Origin of the sequence: Alicyclobacillus mali NBRC 102425, assembly GCF_001570745.1 — a bacterium.
Classification (GTDB): Bacteria; Bacillota; Bacilli; order Alicyclobacillales; family Alicyclobacillaceae; genus Alicyclobacillus; species Alicyclobacillus mali.
The window spans coordinates 76,603-94,921 of record NZ_BCSG01000004.1; the positions used below are offsets into that span (position 1 = coordinate 76,603).

The 18,319-nt window shown below is 65.3% G+C and carries 14 protein-coding genes; 11 read left to right on the top strand and 3 right to left on the bottom strand.

The window, feature by feature from the left end; all coding sequences use genetic code 11:
- The first annotated feature begins 24 nt into the window (after positions 1-24).
- Positions 25-1,200, top strand: a complete 1,176-nt coding sequence (locus AMA01_RS03035; protein ID WP_067847249.1) for a C40 family peptidase — start codon at positions 25-27, stop codon at positions 1,198-1,200.
- A gap of 124 nt (positions 1,201-1,324) precedes the next feature.
- Here the strand turns inward: AMA01_RS03035 and AMA01_RS03040 are convergent, their stop codons facing one another.
- Positions 1,325-2,518, bottom strand: a complete 1,194-nt coding sequence (locus AMA01_RS03040) for a glycosyltransferase family 2 protein (RefSeq protein ID WP_067847088.1) — start codon at positions 2,516-2,518, stop codon at positions 1,325-1,327.
- A gap of 161 nt (positions 2,519-2,679) precedes the next feature.
- Between AMA01_RS03040 and AMA01_RS03045 the strand changes: the two genes are divergently transcribed.
- From AMA01_RS03045 to AMA01_RS03055, 3 genes are all read left to right on the top strand, one after another.
- A complete protein-coding gene (locus AMA01_RS03045; RefSeq protein WP_067847090.1) occupies positions 2,680-4,767 on the top strand; it encodes a peptidoglycan D,D-transpeptidase FtsI family protein in 2,088 nt (695 codons plus the stop codon).
- 90 nt (positions 4,768-4,857) lie between these two features.
- Positions 4,858-5,502, top strand: coding sequence for an HlyD family secretion protein (locus AMA01_RS03050; RefSeq protein ID WP_067847092.1), 645 nt, complete (start codon positions 4,858-4,860; stop codon positions 5,500-5,502).
- Positions 5,503-5,514: 12 nt separating this feature from the next.
- A complete protein-coding gene (locus AMA01_RS03055; protein ID WP_067847098.1) occupies positions 5,515-7,200 on the top strand; it encodes a DHA2 family efflux MFS transporter permease subunit in 1,686 nt (561 codons plus the stop codon).
- A gap of 32 nt (positions 7,201-7,232) precedes the next feature.
- Here AMA01_RS03055 and AMA01_RS03060 read toward each other — a convergent pair whose 3' ends face one another.
- Positions 7,233-8,027, bottom strand: coding sequence for a UTP--glucose-1-phosphate uridylyltransferase (locus AMA01_RS03060; protein WP_067847100.1), 795 nt, complete (start codon positions 8,025-8,027; stop codon positions 7,233-7,235).
- Positions 8,028-8,236: 209 nt separating this feature from the next.
- On the opposite strand from AMA01_RS03060, the gene AMA01_RS03065 reads away from it, so the two are divergent.
- The 3 genes from AMA01_RS03065 to AMA01_RS03075 are packed head-to-tail and all read left to right on the top strand — an operon-like array spanning position 8,237 to position 12,711.
- Complete coding sequence (locus tag AMA01_RS03065; protein WP_231862800.1) at positions 8,237-10,450, top strand: glycosyltransferase family 39 protein; 2,214 nt, start codon at positions 8,237-8,239, stop codon at positions 10,448-10,450.
- The gene (locus tag AMA01_RS03070) at positions 10,422-11,483 is read left to right on the top strand and encodes a glycosyltransferase family 2 protein (protein WP_231862801.1); all 1,062 of its coding nucleotides are present in this window, start codon (positions 10,422-10,424) and stop codon (positions 11,481-11,483) included. Before AMA01_RS03065 ends, AMA01_RS03070 begins: the two co-directional genes overlap by 29 nt.
- Entirely contained in the window at positions 11,476-12,711 is a 1,236-nt protein-coding gene (locus AMA01_RS03075) for a glycosyltransferase 87 family protein (RefSeq protein ID WP_067847106.1), read from the top strand. Before AMA01_RS03070 ends, AMA01_RS03075 begins: the two co-directional genes overlap by 8 nt.
- Here the strand turns inward: AMA01_RS03075 and AMA01_RS03080 are convergent.
- The gene (locus AMA01_RS03080; RefSeq protein ID WP_067847109.1) at positions 12,662-13,216 is read right to left on the bottom strand and encodes a precorrin-2 dehydrogenase/sirohydrochlorin ferrochelatase family protein; all 555 of its coding nucleotides are present in this window, start codon (positions 13,214-13,216) and stop codon (positions 12,662-12,664) included. The two genes, AMA01_RS03075 and AMA01_RS03080, sit on opposite strands and share 50 nt — an antisense overlap.
- A gap of 370 nt (positions 13,217-13,586) precedes the next feature.
- On the opposite strand from AMA01_RS03080, the gene AMA01_RS03085 reads away from it, so the two are divergent.
- The 4 genes from AMA01_RS03085 to AMA01_RS03100 are packed head-to-tail and all read left to right on the top strand — an operon-like array spanning position 13,587 to position 18,209.
- Positions 13,587-14,291 (top strand): phosphoadenylyl-sulfate reductase, encoded by a 705-nt coding sequence (locus tag AMA01_RS03085; RefSeq protein ID WP_067847112.1) that lies wholly within the window; start codon positions 13,587-13,589, stop codon positions 14,289-14,291.
- Between the two features lie 12 nt (positions 14,292-14,303).
- The gene (locus AMA01_RS03090) at positions 14,304-15,986 is read left to right on the top strand and encodes an NADPH-dependent assimilatory sulfite reductase hemoprotein subunit (protein ID WP_067847118.1); all 1,683 of its coding nucleotides are present in this window, start codon (positions 14,304-14,306) and stop codon (positions 15,984-15,986) included.
- 22 nt (positions 15,987-16,008) lie between these two features.
- Positions 16,009-17,439 (top strand): uroporphyrinogen-III C-methyltransferase, encoded by a 1,431-nt coding sequence (gene cobA / locus AMA01_RS03095; RefSeq protein WP_067847120.1) that lies wholly within the window; start codon positions 16,009-16,011, stop codon positions 17,437-17,439.
- Positions 17,436-18,209, top strand: a complete 774-nt coding sequence (locus tag AMA01_RS03100) for a sirohydrochlorin chelatase (RefSeq protein ID WP_067847252.1) — start codon at positions 17,436-17,438, stop codon at positions 18,207-18,209. The genes cobA and AMA01_RS03100 overlap by 4 nt, the downstream gene beginning before the upstream one ends.
- The last annotated feature ends 110 nt before the right edge of the window (positions 18,210-18,319 follow it).

The following is an 18,319-nucleotide window of genomic DNA, read 5'->3' on the forward strand; positions in this document are numbered from 1 at the left end:
AACTTGGGGTTGTGGGGAGCGATTATGCGGATCCGAACCAAATGGTTGACTGGAGCATCGGTCGTCGTTGCCCTGTCGTTCGCGGTTTGTCCCAAGCCCGCCAGCGCGGAAACGCTTTCGCAGGCGCAGCAGCAACTGACGCAGTTGCAGAGCCAGAAACGAGCCGTCGAAAGCCGCCTTTCCGAAGATGCCGTCAAGGAAGAGACGCTGAAGAACGCCATTCAGGCGTACCAGGTCTCCATTGACAACGTGCAGAGCCAGATCCAGGCGAATCAGGCCCGCATGGAAGCGCTCCGCCAACAGGAGCACGAGCTAGGCATCCAGCTGCAGCAGAACGAGGCGCAATTGAATCAGGCCGAGGAAGAGCTCGCCCAGATTGTGCGGGGCGAGTACGAGGACGGCAATGTCTCGTACCTCGAAGTGTTGTTCAACGCCACGAGTTTCACGGACTTCCTCTCGCGGTTGTATGATCTCGCCGTTGTCTCCAAGACCCAAAACCAGGTCGTGCAGTCGGTCAAAGCTCTGCAGGCGTCCATCGTCGAAAAGCAGCACCAAGTCCAAACCGCCGAGCAGCAGGCGGAACAGGTGGGCCAACAGCTCGGCCAACTCGAAGCCATGGACGAGGCCCTCAAGCAGGCGCAGCAGGTCAAGTTGAACGCCGTTCTGCAGGACATCGAGCAGGGCAAGCAGCAACAGGGCATGCTCGAGAGCCAGATTCAACTGACGCAGTCGGATATCCAGGCCATCGAAGCGGCGACGGCGGCAGCCGAGCAGAAGGAATCGAATGCGCAATATGTGGCACAGCAACAGGCAGCGCTCGTTCCCGCTGATCCCAACAGCATCATCGGCTACGCAGAGCAATTCTTGGGAACGCCCTACGTTTGGGGCGGCGAATCGCCGAGCGGCTTCGATTGCTCGGGCTTCACGCAGTACGTGTTTTCGCACTTCGGCATCCAAATCCCGCGGACATCCGAAGAACAGTTTGCTGTGGGCGTTCCGGTCAGCCAGAACGACCTGCAGCCGGGCGATCTCGTCTTCTTCAGCACGTACGCCCCCGGGGCCACGCACGTCGGAATCTACATCGGCAATGGACTGATGATCGACGCGCAGGATATGGGCGTCTCCATCGACAGCGTGTTCAACTCGTACTGGGGACCGAAGTACCTGGGTGCTCGCCGGTTCATCAGCACAGGTGGTTGAACCAAACGCGTGCCCTGCTTCAGCTGGTCCAGTCTACGCCAAAGGCGCCCGCTGTCCCGAGGAGGGATGCGGACGCCTTTCGCGTCGCCGCCAGCGCACCAGGCCATGGGACCTGGGTGACAGGTCACAGGCCTCGGCGCAGTTCGCGCAACGTGTAAAACGTGTCCCGCCACACAAGCCCTCCCCGACGAACCGCCAGCACCGCCGAACGGATGAACGCGTAGCTGTACAGCAGCATGCCGAGCGGCAGGATGAGGAACTGGTGCTTTGGCAGCCTCAGAAAGACCGCATGAAGTTCATATAAGATTCCCATGAGAACGAGACAATACAGGTACAACAGCCGATACCAACCCGGTCCGACAATCGCCCCTGCGAATGGGGTGGTGTAGAGCGCCATCATCAGTATCATCGCGGCCGTCAGAAGCGCGGCCGAATAGTGAAACGCCGGCAGCGGAGCCTTCTCCATGCCAATGATCATCGAGCGGAAACTCGGGTACCACTCGATTTCGATCATGTCCTGCGCCACGACGAATCGCTGCCGAAATCCGTGTCGCTTGATAAGTTTGCCGAGGTGGAGGTCGTCGTCGGGGCGCAAGCTGATGGCCCGATGCGTGCCGATGCACTCGTACGCCTCCCGGCTGACGAGGTTGAACGCGCCGATGCCGGCGTGCGCGCGGGTGCGCCTGCGGTACGCGCTCTGGGGCCGCTTGAACAGTACGTAGTTGAAGATGTACACCGCCGTCAACAGCTTCAGCGCGTAGCCCGATGCGATGAGCCTCGGCGCCACCGTCAGGTGATGCAACCGATGCGCGTGCGCGTAGGCCATGGCCCGTTCCACCGCGTCCGGGTAGAATCGGACGTCCGCGTCCGCGAACAGCAGCCAGTCGCCCGTCGCGCGCATGGCCCCGAGGTACAGTGCGTGGTTTTTGCCCAGCCACCCGCGCGGCAGTTCCCCGATGTGCACCGGCACAATGCGCGAGTCGCGTGCCGCCATCCGGTCGATCACGTCGCCCGTCCCATCCGAGGACCGATCATCGACCGCGACGATTTCGAGATCCGCGTACGTCTGGCGCAGAAGTGACGCGAGCGTGGTTGCAATGTGCTCCCGCTCGTCGCGCGCAGCAACGACGATGCTCACGCGGCCATACATCTCTGGGCTTGCGCGCGCGGCCTCACGGGGCCGAAGGCGCGGCGTTCGCACGAGGTCCGGGATGGTTCGGAGAAAGATGGCCGTCCACACCACCGCGCACAAGGCGGGCAACCACGCCGCCCGCGGAAGCGCGTGCGCAAGCCAGGACCACACGGCGTTGGAGAACATCGGATCATCCCCCTTTCGCCCCGCGGGGATCAACAACTTTATGGTAATCTAGGCGTGGGGCGCAGTCCAACAAATCCTGCCTGCCCATTTCATTGTACGCCGATCTCGCCGCGCCCGCACGGCGCCGGATTTGGGCCCACACCAAAGGACGAGGTTATGGTATGCGATTTTGGAAACGCGAAGAACTGACTGAAGAGGAACGCCGCTGGCGCAAGCGCCAGTTTCGCATGCACGTGATTTACGCCATGACCTTTCTTTCGTTCACGAGCCTTGTGCTGCGCGCCGCGTACGTGCAGATCTCGAATGGAAAGGCGTATCGACAGGCTGAACTCAGCATTCCCAAGGCGCGCATCCCGGTTCTCCCGCAGCGCGGCTGGATCTACGATGCCAACGGTCAGGTCCTGGCGTGGGATAAACCATCCCTGTCCATCGTGATGAACCGGTATTCGACCACCTCAGATGCGACGTACAGGCGGCTCGCCGCCGCGCTGGCGCCCGTGTTGCACCAGACGCCCCAGGCGCTCTACAGCCTGATGAAGTCAAATACCGACTCGATTCAGGTGACCCTCGCAAGCGACGTGTCGCTCAGCCAGGTGGCCTACGTGGTGGAACACCAGTCCGAGCTCCCCGGCGTGCAGGTGATCCAGGACTACATCCGCGAGTATCCTTTCGGCGATCTCGCCGGGCAGGTGCTCGGGTACGTCGGTGCCATCACCGCCGAGAACGTGAGCAGGTACAAGGGATATCTGTACAGCCAGAAGGTCGGGGAGACCGGCGTGGAGGAGCAGTACGAGTCTGTCCTTCAGGGCAAGCCCGGCTACGAACTCGTGACCATCAACAGCGCCGGCAATGCCATCGCGCAGGCGGGGGAGATCCCGCCGAAGAACGGCGAAAACCTCCAGCTCACGCTCGACGGACACGAACAGGCGTGTGCGCAGATGATCATGCAGGACATGATCCAAAAAGCGAGCAACAAAAACGCGGTGGAAAACGCTGCGGCCGTCATGCTCGACGTGAAGACGGGCGGCGTCATTGCCATGGTCAGCTACCCGTATTTAGATCCCAACTGGTTCACGCTGGGCACGCTCGGTCAACACGCGCACTACGTGTCGAACTCGGGGGCACAGGTGAACAACGCCATCGCGATGATCAACTATCCGGGATCGACGGTAAAGCCAGCGAACCTGTTGACCGCGATGAAGGCGGGCCTCGTGAATCCGCAGACCACCATCCAGGATGACGGGTACATCTACATCGGGAAGTCGCGCAAGAACGAGGACGAGGGATTCGCGTTCGGCGCCGTGGATCCCGTCGAGGCGCTGACGGTGTCGAGCGACGTGTTCTTCTACGAGGTCGGGCTGTGGCTCGGCAAGTGGTTCGGATCGAGCCCGACGCAGGGCGGGTCCTGGCCGGCGCAGGACGGATCGTACCAACACTATCTCAATACGGATCTGGCGAAGGGCATGAACGCGCTGTTTCAGGGTGAGGCGGACTTTGGCCTCGGTTACAAGACCGGCATCGACCTGCCGTACGAGAACGACGGCGCTTTTTATATCCTCGACTCGCGCCAGGGAAATCGGCAGGTCGCGTACGATTTGAAGGCGAGCGAGCGGTCCATCGCCAAGACGGGGGAATACGCGAACTACGGATCACCGGCGAGTTTGGCGGATGCCGCCATTGGCCAGTCGCAGATGTTCACGCCGCTTCAACTCGCGGAATACGCGCTCGCGCTTGCCAATCGCGGAGTCCGCCTGACACCGCACGTCTTGCAGGCGGCATACGGGCCGAACGGCACGCCGACGAACGGCGCCAAGCCCGTGTCCACGGCGAAGCCGAAGGTGGCTGGTCGGTTAGACGCGCCGAATTGGCAGTGGAATCTCGTGGAGCGCGGCATGATAGGCGTGACGTCGAATCCAAACGGCACGGCGTACGGCGCGTTCGCGGGAGCTCCGTATCAGGTGGCGGGCAAGACGGGTACGGCGCAGATCATGCTCGGGGGCAAGCCGACCGACAACTCGGTCTTCATCTGTTATGCGCCGGCAAACAATCCGCAGGTCGCGGTGGCTGTGATGGCGCCGGGCGGAGGGTACGGCGCCCAGTTTTCGGCCGTGATCGCGCGGCAAATGCTGGACGCGTACTTCAACGAGCATCACGCGCCGTTCATGCCGAAGAGCGGGTGGACAGACACCTCCATCCCGGCGAACTGGAAGTCCTCGCCGGCGTATCAAATCCCGGAGCAAAGTCCGTAAGGGTTGGAAATAGGTGGCGTGCGGCGGTGAGCATGAAGCCGCGCGTGCGTGGGACACTTCACTTGACGAAGTTTCGGCGGAGGTGTCCCGATGAATGCAAGGCGGCTTCTCCTCATCCAGGTGATCATCCTCGTGGTCATCCTCGCGGCTGGGTTCGTGGGGTATTACTTCTATCACCAGTCGACGCTCTATCTGAAGACGGACGACGCGCAGGTGACAGGGCGACAGATTGTCATCACGGCGCCAGCCTCCGGTGAACTCACCTCATGGAACGGAACCGAAGGCGCGCAGTTTTCGGCCGGAGATGTGATTGGCACCATTTCGGTGCCGGGGGCGAAGGGCGCATCGGCCAGTGTGACCGCGCCGGAGACCTCCACGATTGTCCAGAATCAGGCGGTGAACCATGAGTTCGTCGCCGCCGGCACGCCTCTCGCGTACGCGTACAACCTGAATGACCTCTGGGTGACGGCGAACGTCAAGGAGACGGACATCAATGACGTGCACGTCGGCCAGAACGTGGACGTCTACGTGGACGCGTTCCCGGGCACGTCCTTCCAAGGTGTTGTACAGCAGATTGGCCTCGCGACCGCGGCCACGTTTTCCCTTTTGCCTCAGACGAACAACAACGCGAACTTCACCAAGGTGACCCAGGTCATCCCGGTGCGTATTCGGCTGCAGACGTACACAGGTCAACTCGTGCCGGGGATGAGCGCGACGGTGCGCATTCACAAGTAAGGGGGTGGGCGCATGCAGGGCGAACGGACCATTGCCGGCCGCCCGCTCGAGCCGGGGCCGGGCGGGCCCACGGGGGAGCCGGTGGTGCACAAGGGCCCCATCCTCTTCTCGCTCATCCTGGGGGCGTTTGCGGCCATTTTGAATCAAACGCTGTTGAACGTCGCGGTGCCGAAGCTCATGGCCGATTTCAACGTGTCCGCGAGCACGGTGCAGTGGCTGTCGACGGCCTACCTTTTGACCAACGGCATCGTCATTCCGATGACGGCGTTCCTCATTGGCACGTTCACCACGCGCCAGTTGTTTCTTGGGGCCATGTTCATTTTCGGCGTCGGAACGCTCCTGTGTGCGTTGGCGCCCGATTTCCCCGTGATGCTCATCGGGCGAATTGTCCAGGCGGCTGGAGCAGGCATCATGATGCCGCTCATGATGACCGTCATTCTGAACCTGTATCCGCCGGAGACGCGCGGCCGCGCCATGGGCACCATCGGCATCGCGATGTTCTTTGCGCCCGCGGTCGGCCCGACGCTGTCCGGCTGGATTGTGCAGAATTACTCGTGGCGCGTGCTGTTTTACATCGTGCTGCCCGTCGCCGTGATCGATCTCGTCGTGGCGTCCGTCTTCCTCAAGAATGTCACGGAGCGCACGTTCCCGAAGTTTGAGTTCTGGAGCTTCGCGGCATCCACCATTGGGCTTGGGGCCCTCTTGTATGGCTTCAGCGAGGCGGGTAACAAGGGCTGGGGGGCGGCGGAAGTCCTGGTGAGCATTGTGCTCGGCGTGGTATTTCTGATCCTGTTTGTCGTCCGAGAACTGACGTCGGATCACCCGCTCCTGAACCTGCGCGTCTTTCGATACGGCGGCTTCACCATCGCGGCCATCGTGAGCTGTGTGGCGAACATGGCGATGTTTGGCGGTTCGCTCCTCACGCCCATCTACGTGCAGGACGTGCGCGGCTATTCGGCGCTGGACTCCGGTTTGATCCTGCTGCCTGGAGCCATCCTGATGGGCATTATGTCGCCCATCTCCGGCGCGTTGCTCGATAAAATCGGGATTCGGCCGCTCGCCATCGTGGGACTTGTCATCACGGTCGTCACGACGTGGGAGTTGAGCCGCGTCAACCTGCAAACGCCGCTCCGTGACATCATGTGGATCTACACGCTTCGCATGTTCGGGCTGAGCTTCATCATGATGACCATCATGACGGCCGGGTTGAATCACCTGCCGCGGCAGTACAACAGCCACGGCACGGCGGCGGCCAACACGGTGCGGACCATTGCGGCGTCGCTCGGCACGTCGCTTCTTATCACCATCATGACGGATCGATCCAACATGCACTACCAGCAGCTCGTCGATTCGGTGAACATGAACAATCCATTCCTGAACATCACGCTGTCCCAGTTCGCGCAGACGCTTCAGGCGATGGCGTCCATGACGATGGAACAGGCGCAGGCCGTGGTCACCTATCTGATGTACGGCCAGGCGCAACTCCTCTCCACCGTGGAGGGCATCGACGACAGCTTTCTGGTGGCGGCTGGAATTGCGCTTGTGGCGCTCGCCATGTCGTTCTTCTTGCGCAACGTCAAGCGGACCGGCGCGTCTGCACAAGCGCCGACGGAGGCGGCGCCACCCGCGGTGGCCGAAGGCTCGCGTCGCAGGGTGGCCGTCGTTCGCAGGACACTTCGACCTCGGCCCGAGGCATAGCGGGCGTGCGCCCAATCAAGCGGCCGGGCGGATTATGAGCGGGCGGCGCTCTGCGATGCTGCGGCCGTCCGCCGGACGCGCGCCAGTGCCTGTGCCGCGCGCGCCCAACCTGACGGATTGCCGATGTCAAATCGTTCCCCGGCCAGGCACTGCGCGTACACGCCATCCGGCAGAAGAAGACGAATGGCGTCCGTCAACTGGATCTCGCCGCTCGCATCGGGCGCCGCCTCGGACAACGCGTCGAAGATGCGCGGCTGAAACGCATATCGCCCCACCATGGCGACATTGGACGGCGCCTGCGTCGGCTCCGGTTTTTCCACGACTTCCACCACGCGCGCTCCTTCGTACAATCCGACCATGCCATACTGGTGCACTTCGTCGGGCGGGACCTTCTGCGTTCCCACGAGTGCGGCCCACGATGCGGGTGCGTTCCGCCCCAGCGCGAGGAGGGCGGGTGTCTCGGCGAAGAACAGCTCGTCCGGCAAGAGGACGTAAAACGGCTCCTCTCCTACAGCGTCTTTCGCACTCCACACCGCGTGTCCGAGGCCGAGCGGCCGTTCCTGGACCACAAACTGGATTTCCGGCACTTCACCTTTGCTCGCTCGCAGCTCTTTCGCCCAGTTTTGCACGAAGTCCACGAGCATCCTTTTTCCCGGATGGATCACGACAATCACGCGCGCCACCTTGGACATACGCGCCTCCTCAAGCCCGAATGCGATGGCGGGCGTGTCCAGGATGGGGAACATCTCCTTTGGAATCCACAGTGTCGCCGGTCGCAGCCTCGTACCTAGACCTGCGGCCGGAATGACGGCGCAGCCAATGTGCATCGGTCTCAACCTCTCCTCGCCATCCAAGTTGTTGCCATCACCGCCATCTTGCTCTCCGAGCCTGAAACGGGCCTGAACCGAGGCTGAAACGCTGTTGAACGGCTGCGTTCAGCGGCGCCCTCAGGATCCTTTCAGCTTGCGCTCAAACGCGATTCAGGTTGTTCGCGCATGATGTCCACGCAACGACACGAGCACAGATGGGGAGTGGAGTGGCATTGGAGACCAAGCGCCGATGGACCTGGGACAGGAGCGTGCTCGCACTTATCGCGGCCGTGGCCCTGTTCCTCAATCTGTACGCGCTCAACAAGGAGGGCTACGCGAACGAGTACTACGCTGCGGCCGTGCGCAGCATGCTGGAGAGTTGGCACAACTTCTTCTTCGCCTCGTTCGATCCCGGCGGCTTCATCACCATCGACAAGCCGCCTCTTGACTTTTGGATTCAGGCTGCATTCGCTTACGTGTTCGGCTTTCACGGCTGGGCTCTCATCCTGCCGCAGGCGCTGGCGGATGTGGGCTCCGTGCTGCTGATGTTCACGCTGGTCAAGCGTCACTTTGGCAAGGTGGCGGGTCTCATCGCGTCGGCCGCCATGGCGCTCACGCCCATTGCCGTCGCGGTGAGCCGCACCAATCAGGTGGACGGGATGCTGGTGTTTCTCATGCTCCTCGCCACCTGGTTCCTGTTCCGCGCCATCGAGACGAACCGCCTGCGCCCGCTGATAGGCGTCGCCGTCATGGAGGGGCTCGCGTTTAACACGAAGATGATGGAGGCCTACCTCATCCTGCCTGCCATCTACGCGGGCTACTTCGTCGCGTGCAAACTTCCCTGGCGCAGGAAACTCGCCTACCTCGGCGTCATGACGGCGCTCCTCGGCGCGATTTCGTTCAGTTGGGCGACCGTGGTGCAACTGACGCCTGCGAGCGAGCGCCCTTACGTAGGCAGCACCACCGACAACAACGAATTCACGCTCATCTTTGGTTACAACGGCGTGAACCGGCTCACGGGCAACATGGGAGTCGGCGGACGAAATTTCAGGATGGAGTTCGGCCGTTTCCCCGGCGCGGGCGAATTCGGACGCCGCTTCACGCAGGGCGCGGGTGGATTTCCGGGCGGCGCCTTCCCGGGCTCGAGTTCGGCCGGCAGTCAAAGCGCGGGGCAAGGCGGGGCAGGCCGGGCCTTCGGCGGATCGGGCGCAGGATTCCCAGGCGGCCAGGGCAGTCAGGCGCCGTTCCCGTTTGGCAGCGGCGAGTTTCGCCGAGCGTTCGGGACGGGCGGCTACGTCCATCGCTTTGGCGACGGCTTCGGCGGTGGCTTTGGTGGCGGCGGCTTTGGTGGCGGCGGCTTTGGCGGCGGTGGCATGTTCGACACCGGCACGCGCGGCGTCCTGCGCCTCTTCCAGGCCCAACTCGGGCCGCAGATCGGCTGGCTTTTGCCCATCGCCTGCCTCGCCCTTGTGCCGCTGCTTCGCAACGTGCGCTGGAAGCGGCGCCGCGAGCTGACGGATGCCGAGCGGGCGACCCTCTTCTGGGCCGCGTGGCTCATCCCTGTCGGCGCGTTCTTCAGCGTCGCGGGGTTCTTCCACCAGTACTACCTCATCACGCTGGCGCCTGCCATCGCCGCGCTGGTCGGGGCGGGGCTCGTGGCGATGTGGCGCGACTTCCGGGCGGGTGGCCGCTGGAAGTGGTACTTGCTCGGCGTGGTTTTGCTCGATCTCGTCTACGAGTGCCTGATGGTCCGCAGCTATCCGACGGTGCGCGTCGCGCTCATCGCGGTGACGGTCGCGCTGGCGGCTTTCTCGGCGGCGCTTTTGTTCCTTCCGCGGCTGTCTTTGCGCTGGCGGCGCGCGGGCGCCGTCATCGGACTCCTCTCCCTCCTCGCCGTGCCGGGGTACTGGTCGCTGACGCCCGCACGCTACGGGGTAAACGGCACGATGCCCGCGGCGGGTCCGGCGGGATCGACGAGCGGTGGCATGGGGGTTGCGGGCCGGACGAGCGAGAACGACAACGTCGCGCAGTATGAGAAGCTCATTCGCTACCTGGTGGCGCACTACCGGCCGTCCAAGGGATCGTTCCTCGTGGCGACGCTGAACGCCCAGCCCGCAGAGCCCATCATCATCGCGACAGGTCTGCCGGTGATGGCGATGGGAGGCTTCTCGGGATCCGACGGGGCGATGACCGTCGCGAAGCTCGAGCAGCTATGCGAGGAGGGCAAGGTGAAGTACTTCCTCCTCGACGGCGGCGGTGGCTTCGGCGGGCGAGGCAACAGCCAGATCGTCACCTGGATCGAAAAGCACTGCAAGCTCGTGTCGGCGAGCGCGTGGGGCGGCGTGTCGTCGAGTTCGGCGGCGAGTCGCGGTGGCTTTGGCGGATTCGGCGGCATGGGGGGGCTTGAACTGTATGTCTACACAGGTAACGCCCAGTCGTGAGTGGCCTCGCGGGCAGGCGCACACGGTCAGCTCGGTCCTTCCGGGCGACGTGGGCCTGCCCGGAGGCCGGCGCCCACAAGGCCGCAACCTCCTCTCCGTGGTCGTCCCGGTGTTCAACGAGGAGGACGTAATCCTCACGACGCACGAGCGGCTGACGTCGGTGCTCGACGGGCTCCCTCTGTCGTGGGAGCTCCTGTACGTGGACGACGGCAGCAACGACGCCTCTCCTGTGCTGCTCGACAAGCTGGCGGAAGGAGATTCGCGCGTGCGCGTCATTCACTTCGCGCGCAACTTCGGCCACCAACTGGCGATCACGGCCGGGATCGACGCGGCCATGGGCGACGCCGTGGTCGTGATCGACGCGGATCTGCAGGACCCGCCGGACCTCATCCCCGAGCTCGTCGCCAAGTGGCGCGAGGGGTACGATGTCGTGTTGGCGCGCCGAGCCATCCGCTTTGGCGAGACGTGGTTCAAGCGCGCGACGGCGGCGGCCTTTTACCGGGTGCTGAATCGCATGACGGACGTGGAAATTCCGGTGGACGTGGGCGACTTTCGGCTGATGGACCGAAAGGTGTGCGACGTGCTCCGGGCACTGCCCGAGCACCGCAGGTTCGTGCGCGGGCTCGTGGCCTGGATGGGCTTCCGCCAGGCCGAGGTGGAGTACGTCCGCCAACCCCGCTTCGCCGGCGAATCCAAGTATCCGCTTCGCAGGATGATGCGTCTGGCGTCGGACGCGGTGACGTCGTTTTCCACGCGCCCGCTTGGCTGGCCGCTTTACGCGGGTGCGGTGGCAGGCCTGTTGGGACTCCTCGCTTTCGCGGCGTTCGCGGCGCTCTTTGCCGCGAGCGGGAAGATGATGGACGTGATGGCGCTCGTGCTTTCGGGGGTGGTGGTCTGCACGAGCGCCGTGCTGGTCTCGGTCGGACTTCTCGGGCTCTACGTGGGCAACGTCCTCGACGAGGTTCGCGGTCGGCCTCTCTATATTGTCGATCGCGCCGTGGGCTTGCGGAGGGAGGCTTCTCCGCGTGAGTGAGGCGTCCGCGCGCATCGTGCACAAGATCCCTGCCTGGGCGTGGTTTGTCGCGTGCTGCCTTGCGTCGCTGGCCATTCAGCTGGCGCTTGCCGCCACCACCCGCGGCTACGTGGCAGATCAGGCCATCTTTCTCCGCTGGGCGGAGGCCGTACGCACGGCGGGCCTGTCGCGCGCGTATGAGGCGGGCGGGATCGACTATCCGCCGCTCTACCTGTACGTGCTCGACGCCTACGCGCGCCTTGCGTCGGCGCTGCATTTGGGCCTTCGCCCGGGTACGTTCTGGGCCAAGCTGCCCGGCATCGCCATCTACGCGGCGCTCATGCCCGCGATGTGGGCGCTGTCGCGGGGCATGCGAGCGGAGAAGCGCCGGTGGGCCATCGCCGGGTACTGCCTGAACCCGGTCCTCATCTTCGGCACCGCGGTGTGGGGGCAGGTGGACGTCATCGACGCGACGCTCGCGCTCGCCGCGGTGTGGCTGGTGAGCAAGCGGCCGCTTGTGGCGGGCGTGGCGTTCGGGCTGGGTCTTGCGGCGAAATTCGAGACCATCGTGGTGCTGCCGGTGCTGCTCACCGCCGCGTGGGCGCAGCCGCCGCGCCTGCGCCGCCTGGGCCAGCTCGCGTGTGGGGCGTTGATGTCTCTCGTGCTTGTCGCCCTGCCGCTTTGGGGCGGAGGGCTTTGGCCCATGATTCGCTCTGCGTACATCGCCACGACCGGCGAGTACCCGTACCTCAGCATGAACGCGATGAATATCTGGTTTGATTTCTTCGACGCGTCGCCGTACGCGTCGGATCGCGCGCCCGCCATCCTTGGGCTCACCTACAAGGAGGTGGGGCTCTCGCTTCTCGCCGCTGCCTGTCTGGCCGCCCTCGCGTATCTCGTCCGATCCCGTCAGGCCCTTTCCATCCGGGCAACGAGCGCCGCCGCGTTCGTCGGCTTCTCGTTTTTCATGCTGGCGACCGAGATGCACGAGCGGTACGTGGTGCTCGCGGTGACCCTCGTCTCATGGCTCGCCGCGCTCGACAGGCGGTGGCGCGCCGTGGCCACGGCGCTAGCGTTCAGCGCGTTCTGGAACCTGTGGGTCGTGTGTTTTGGCGCGGTGAACGCGCAGCAGGACGCGTGGATGGTCTACCTGAATCTCGCCGCGTACGGGGCGATGGGCGTGGTCATGGCTCGGGAGGTCATGCCTGGGCGCCGGGCCCGTCGGCCTGTCGCCGAAGCAACCGAATGAACGAATCGCCGCCTGTTGTGAGATCATGTTCCAGCGCTTCGCGGAGGCGTTTCGCGAGACCGGGATTGGATCCACCGGTTGCGATGGACACCGAAACCTCGCCGACCTGGACGACGCTTGCGAAGTCGAGATCGCTATCGGAAGCGTCGTCCGCCCGGTTGCACCAGATGCCGCGCACACGCGCCTCCTCGCGCACTGCCGCATTGACCTCCGCATCGTCCGTCGCCGCGACGGCGAGGGCAAAGCCGGCGAGGTCGCCGGGCCGGTAGGCGCGGTCGATCCACGTCACCACGCCACGCTCGACGAGAAGGGCGGCCTCCGGTCCAAGCGCCGGGCTCACCAGGGTGACCTTCGCGCCAGCCTCCGCCAGCCGCCTGGCGCGCCTCGCGCCCACGCGTCCGCCGCCGATCACGGCGCATGCCATGCCGCGAGGCTTCAGCCAGACGGGGACCCGGTTCCAGGACGCGGCTTCGCGTCGGCGCGGACGTTCGGCAGAATGGGACACACCGCATGCTCCCTTCAGGCGCGCCGCCCGACATCGACGGGCCTTCGATCCACGGGCCTACGGCCCTCATGCGCGGATCCGGCGCCTCCTGCAAATTTCCCCCTTCCATGATAGGTCACGCTCCTGCTTTCACCAAGCCAAAAAATCATCGCGATGGGGGCCAACCGTCCGACGAGCTCGCGCGAGACGCGCCTGTGTGCAAACTCGGCCGCGGACTCGGGCGCGGACGCCACGCAAGAGCTGGGCCGAGGAATCGGCCGCGTTCCGGCCCAATCACCCCAAAATCCGATTGACATTATGGTTAAACGCGATTAACGTGGAGATACGGTGGAATGTCGCATAAACCAATTGGAATTTGGGGTGAAGGTCCGTGGCTGTGACCCTGGAAGAGGCGGCGTGGATTGAGGAGTTGGCCGCGACGTACGAAGATGCGCAACCCGAGGACATCCTGCGCGAAGCGCTGCGCAGGGTGCCGAACATCACCTTTGCTTGCTCGTTCGGCGCCGAAGACATGGTGATCCTCGACATGCTGATGTCCATTGACAAGCAGGCCGACGTGTTCTATCTCGACACGAATGTGCTGTTTCCCGAGACGTACGAGTTGATTGAGCAGGCCGTCGCCAAGTACGGCATTCCGAACCTGCACCAGGTGCTGCCGAAGCTCACGCTCGCGGAACAGGCGGCCCAATACGGCGACGCGCTCTGGAGCCGCAATCCGAACCAGTGCTGCAAGATCCGCAAGGTGGAGCCCCTCGCGGACTTTCTCGCTGGCTACGACGGCTGGATCACCGGCATCCGGCGGGAACAGGCGCCGACGCGGCGCAACGCCAAGGTGTTCGAGTGGGACGCGAAATTCAACATCGTCAAGGTCAATCCGCTCGTGCGCTGGACGGAGAAGGACGTCTGGAACTACATCGTGGAACGCGGCGTCCCCTACAACCCCTTGCACGATCGCAACTATCCGTCCATCGGCTGCCTGCACTGCACGCGTCCCGTGAAGCCGGGCGAAGACCCGCGGAGCGGTCGCTGGGCCGGCTTCGACAAGACCGAGTGCGGCCTTCACGCGGATCAATGAGGGGGTGCGCGCGTGTCTGAGGAGAAGCTGTCGAAGGTCGAGATCATCAAGAAGAACAGCCGGTTCCTGCGCGGGCCGCTTCAGGAGGAACTCCAGAACGACGCGTCCCATTTCACCGAAGAGGCCGTGCAGGTGCTCAAGTTTCACGGCACGTACCAGCAGGACGATCGCGACCTGCGCCGGGAACTGACGAAGCAGGGCAAGGAACGTCACTACATCATGATGATCCGCGCCCGCATCCCGGGCGGCGTCCTGAGCGCGGAGCAATACCTCGTGTTCGACCGCCTGGCCGACGAATATGGCAACGGCAGCATGCGCGTCACGACGCGCCAGACCTTTCAGCTCCACGGCGTACTGAAGCGGAATCTGAAGTCCACGATTCGCCGCATCAACGAGGCGCTCATCACCACGCTCGGCGGCTGTGGCGATCAGGTCCGCAACACCGTCGGCTGCGCGCATCCGCACCAGGGCCCGTTCGAGGAGGCGGTCCGCCGGGACCTGCTCCGGCTCGTGGACGAGACGAGCGCCAAGACCAACGCGTACCACGAGATCTGGCTCGACGGCGAGCGGGTGGACCCGGAGGTCGATGGCGCGCGGGAGACGCTGTACGGCGAAACGTACCTGCCGCGCAAGTTCAAGATTGGCTTCGCTTATGAAGGCGACAACTGCTCGGACGTGTACTCGAACGACATCGGCATCGTGGCCCACCGGGACGGCGAGCGGGTGGCCGGGTACACGCTCCTCATCGGCGGCGGGATGGGGCGCACCGCGAGCGATAAGGAGACGCACCCGGCGCTCGCGAAGCCCTTTGCCTTCGTCACGCCGGATGAGCTCGTCGATGTGGTCAAGGCCATCATCACCATCCAGCGCGATCACGGCAATCGCGAGAACCGCAAGTTCGCCCGCATGAAGTACCTCGTCGAGTCGCGCGGGGTGGACTGGTTCCGCGAGGAGACCGAGCGCCGTGTGGGGAAAAGGCTCGCACCGCCGCGCGAACTCGTCTGGCACTCGTCGGACGATCACCTCGGACGCATCGAGGACGGCGACAAGGTGCACCTCGGGCTGTACGTGGAAAACGGCCGGATCGCCGACAAGCCAGGTTTTCCGCTCAAGTCGGCGCTCGCGGCCGCCATCGCGAAGTACCGCCCGACCGTGCGCCTCACGACGCAGCAAAACCTGATTCTGGCCAACCTCGCCCCCGAGGCGGCCGACGCCCTCCAGGCGGATCTCGCCGCGCAGGGCATCCGCCTGCCGGACGCGTACTCGCCCGTCAAGCTGCGGTCCATGGCCTGCCCGGCCATGCCGACGTGCGGGCTCGCCATCGCGGAATCGGAGCGCGTGTTCCCGAAGGTCGTCGAGCGGCTCGAGGCGCTGCTTGCGGAACTCGGCCTCGCGGATGAGCCCATCACCGTGCGCATGACGGGCTGCGCCAACGGGTGCGCGCGGCCGTACATCGCGGAGATTGGCTTTGTGGGCCGCGTCATCGGCAAGTACGACATCTTCCTCGGCGCCAACGTCGCCGGCACGCGCCTGAACGCGCGCTTTCGCGAGATGGTGCCGTTTGACGATCTCGTCCCGACGCTCCGCCCGGTGCTCGAGCTGTACCGCGACGAGCGGCTGCCCGGCGAGCGGTTCGGGGATTTCTGCCATCGCGTCGGGCTGGAGCGGCTGAAGGAAGCCGTCCCGGTCTCGTGACGAATGTGAAGGAGGGGGCGACATGGCATACGGCCGTGTGGCGCTCGTCGGCGCCGGCCCCGGCCATCCGGGGCTTCTGACCGAGCGCGCCCGAGCGCTCGTCGAACAGGCGGATGTGGTGGTCTTTGACAGGTTGGTCTCGCCGCGCCTGCTCATGCACGCCAAACCGGACGCCGCGCTGTTGTACGCTGGCAAGGCGCCAGGCTGCCACGCGCTCGCGCAGCGGGAGATTGAGGCGATGCTCGTCGATTTGGCGCGCCATCACGGCCTCGTCGTCCGCCTGAAGGGGGGCGACCCGCTCGTCTTTGGCCGCGGCGCGGAGGAAGCGGCCGCGCTGCGCGAGGCGGGCGTGCCGTTCGAACTGGTGCCAGGCGTCACGTCGGCCGTGGCCGTGCCCGCGTTTGCGGGCATTCCGGTGACGTTGCGCGGCGTGAGTCGCTCGTTCGCCGTGGCGACGGGGCATGCGGGCGACGGGCTGCGGGCGCATCTCGACGCCCTCGCGGGCGCCGAGACGCTCGTTCTGCTCATGGGCGTCGCCGAACTGCCGCGCATCGCGGAGGAGCTTCGGGCCCGGGGCGTCTCGCCCGACACACCGGCCGCCATCGTGGCGTGGGGCTCGCGCGCCAAGCAGCGGTCCCTGCGCGCGACGCTCGCCACACTGGCTGCGGAGGCCGAGCGGCGGGGCATCGGATCGCCCGCCGTGATCGTCATCGGCGACGTGGCGGCGGACGCGTCGCTCGGCTCGTGGTTCGAAGCCATGCCGCGCTTCGGCGAACGCCACCTTCTGTTCGCCTCCTCCATGCGCGAGGCACTGGCGCACGCGGCGAAGCTCGAGGCCGAGGGGGCGGAGGTGCTCGCGCACACGTGGGATCGAGCGCAGAGTGTGCGCCTGGCCGAATTGGAGGCCGCTGTGTCCATGTCGGCGCAAGGGAAGCCGGTGGGCTTCGCCTTCCGCACGGCGCTCGGTGTCGAGATGTGGTTCTGCGCTGTGCAGCGCGCAGGGCTTGATCTGCGCCGGCTCTCGAGCCTCAAGCTCGCCGCCGTCGACGGCTACGTCACACAAGTCCTGCGCGATGGCGGCCTTGCGCCCGATGCCCGCTCGCTCGGCGAGATGGCGCGGATGCCCGTGGAGGTGTGGTTCGCCGAGGTGCCCGGCTCGGGCCGCGACGCGGACGTGGAGGCGGCCTGCAGGGCGAGCGGCGCCGAGGTGCGGCCGCTTCACCTCCTGGGCCCGCGGCTCGCGCCAGCGGTGCCCCCACGCTGGCAGCCGTTCGTGCGGGCGTGGCGCGACATCGTCGCCGAATGGCTGGCCGAAGGTCCGGCCGACCTGTGGGCGCTCGGCGATCCCGCCCTGTTGCGCCCGCTCGCCGACGACGTGGGAATGGGCGGCGAGCCGCTGCGCCGCGCCGACGCGTTTGGACTCGCGGCCGCCGAGGCGGTGTGCGGCGCATGACGGGCGGAGCGGGCAAGGTTCTGTTCATCGGGCACGGGACGAGGCTTCCAGGCGGAATGGACATGTGGCACCGGTTTGTGGACGATGTCGCGGAGCGCGCGGGGCTTGGCGATGAAGACGTGGCGCGCGCGTTTGTCGAGATCGCCCAGCCGGATGTGGCGGAGGCGCTCGTTCGGCTGGCCGCGGCGGGCGTGCGGCGCGTGCACATGGTGCCGCTCCTCCTCTTCTCGGCGGGGCACATGCGCGTGGACCTGCCGCAGGCCGTGGCGTGCGCGGAGGAACAGGTGGGGCGGCTTGACCTCACTTGGAGCCGGCCGTTCGGGGACGAGTCGGCGTTCATCGATGTGGCCGTCGATCGCGCCCAGGCGCTCGTCGCGCGCATGCCGGAGGGGGCTGGCGTCGTCCTGGTTGGGCGTGGCAATCGCGACGAGGGCGCGCAGCGCGCGTTTGCGGGCGTGGCGGAGAATGTGGCAGGCCGGATCGGCCGACCGCTTGTCCACGGCTACCTGGCTGGCACGGGGCGCTCGCTGGAAGGGGCGCTCGAGGACTTGTGGCGCATGGGCTGCGGGCACATCGCCGTGGTGCCGTATCTCTGGTTTCCGGGGCTTCTCACCGAGGGACTTCCGCAGCGGGTGAACCGATGGCGGGGCGAGAGGCGCATCTCGTTTCGGGTGGCGGAGCCGCTCGGGCGAGATCCGCGGCTGGTGTCGCTTGTGGCTGAGCGGGCGCGCCAAGTGGCGCACGGGCCTGCCGCCGGCAGCTCGGCGTGATGGGGCCTCGTGAAAACGCACCTCGCGATGAGGCTCGTCCGCTTCACCCACCATCTGCTCAAGGAGGCGACCCTCTCGAACGAGGCAGGGTCCCTTTTTCCTTTTTCATA

Bases quoted from the DNA above. Each gene is read 5' to 3' on its own strand.
- AMA01_RS03035 (WP_067847249.1), top strand. From the start codon at position 25: ATGCGGATCCGAACCAAATGGTTGACTGGAGCATCGGTCGTCGTTGCC.
- AMA01_RS03040 (WP_067847088.1), bottom strand. From the start codon at position 2,518: ATGTTCTCCAACGCCGTGTGGTCCTGGCTTGCGCACGCGCTTCCGCGG.
- AMA01_RS03045 (WP_067847090.1), top strand. From the start codon at position 2,680: ATGCGATTTTGGAAACGCGAAGAACTGACTGAAGAGGAACGCCGCTGG.
- AMA01_RS03050 (WP_067847092.1), top strand. From the start codon at position 4,858: ATGAATGCAAGGCGGCTTCTCCTCATCCAGGTGATCATCCTCGTGGTC.
- AMA01_RS03055 (WP_067847098.1), top strand. From the start codon at position 5,515: ATGCAGGGCGAACGGACCATTGCCGGCCGCCCGCTCGAGCCGGGGCCG.
- AMA01_RS03060 (WP_067847100.1), bottom strand. From the start codon at position 8,027: ATGCACATTGGCTGCGCCGTCATTCCGGCCGCAGGTCTAGGTACGAGG.
- AMA01_RS03070 (WP_231862801.1), top strand. From the start codon at position 10,422: ATGTCTACACAGGTAACGCCCAGTCGTGAGTGGCCTCGCGGGCAGGCG.
- cobA (WP_067847120.1), top strand. From the start codon at position 16,009: ATGGCATACGGCCGTGTGGCGCTCGTCGGCGCCGGCCCCGGCCATCCG.
- AMA01_RS03100 (WP_067847252.1), top strand. From the start codon at position 17,436: ATGACGGGCGGAGCGGGCAAGGTTCTGTTCATCGGGCACGGGACGAGG.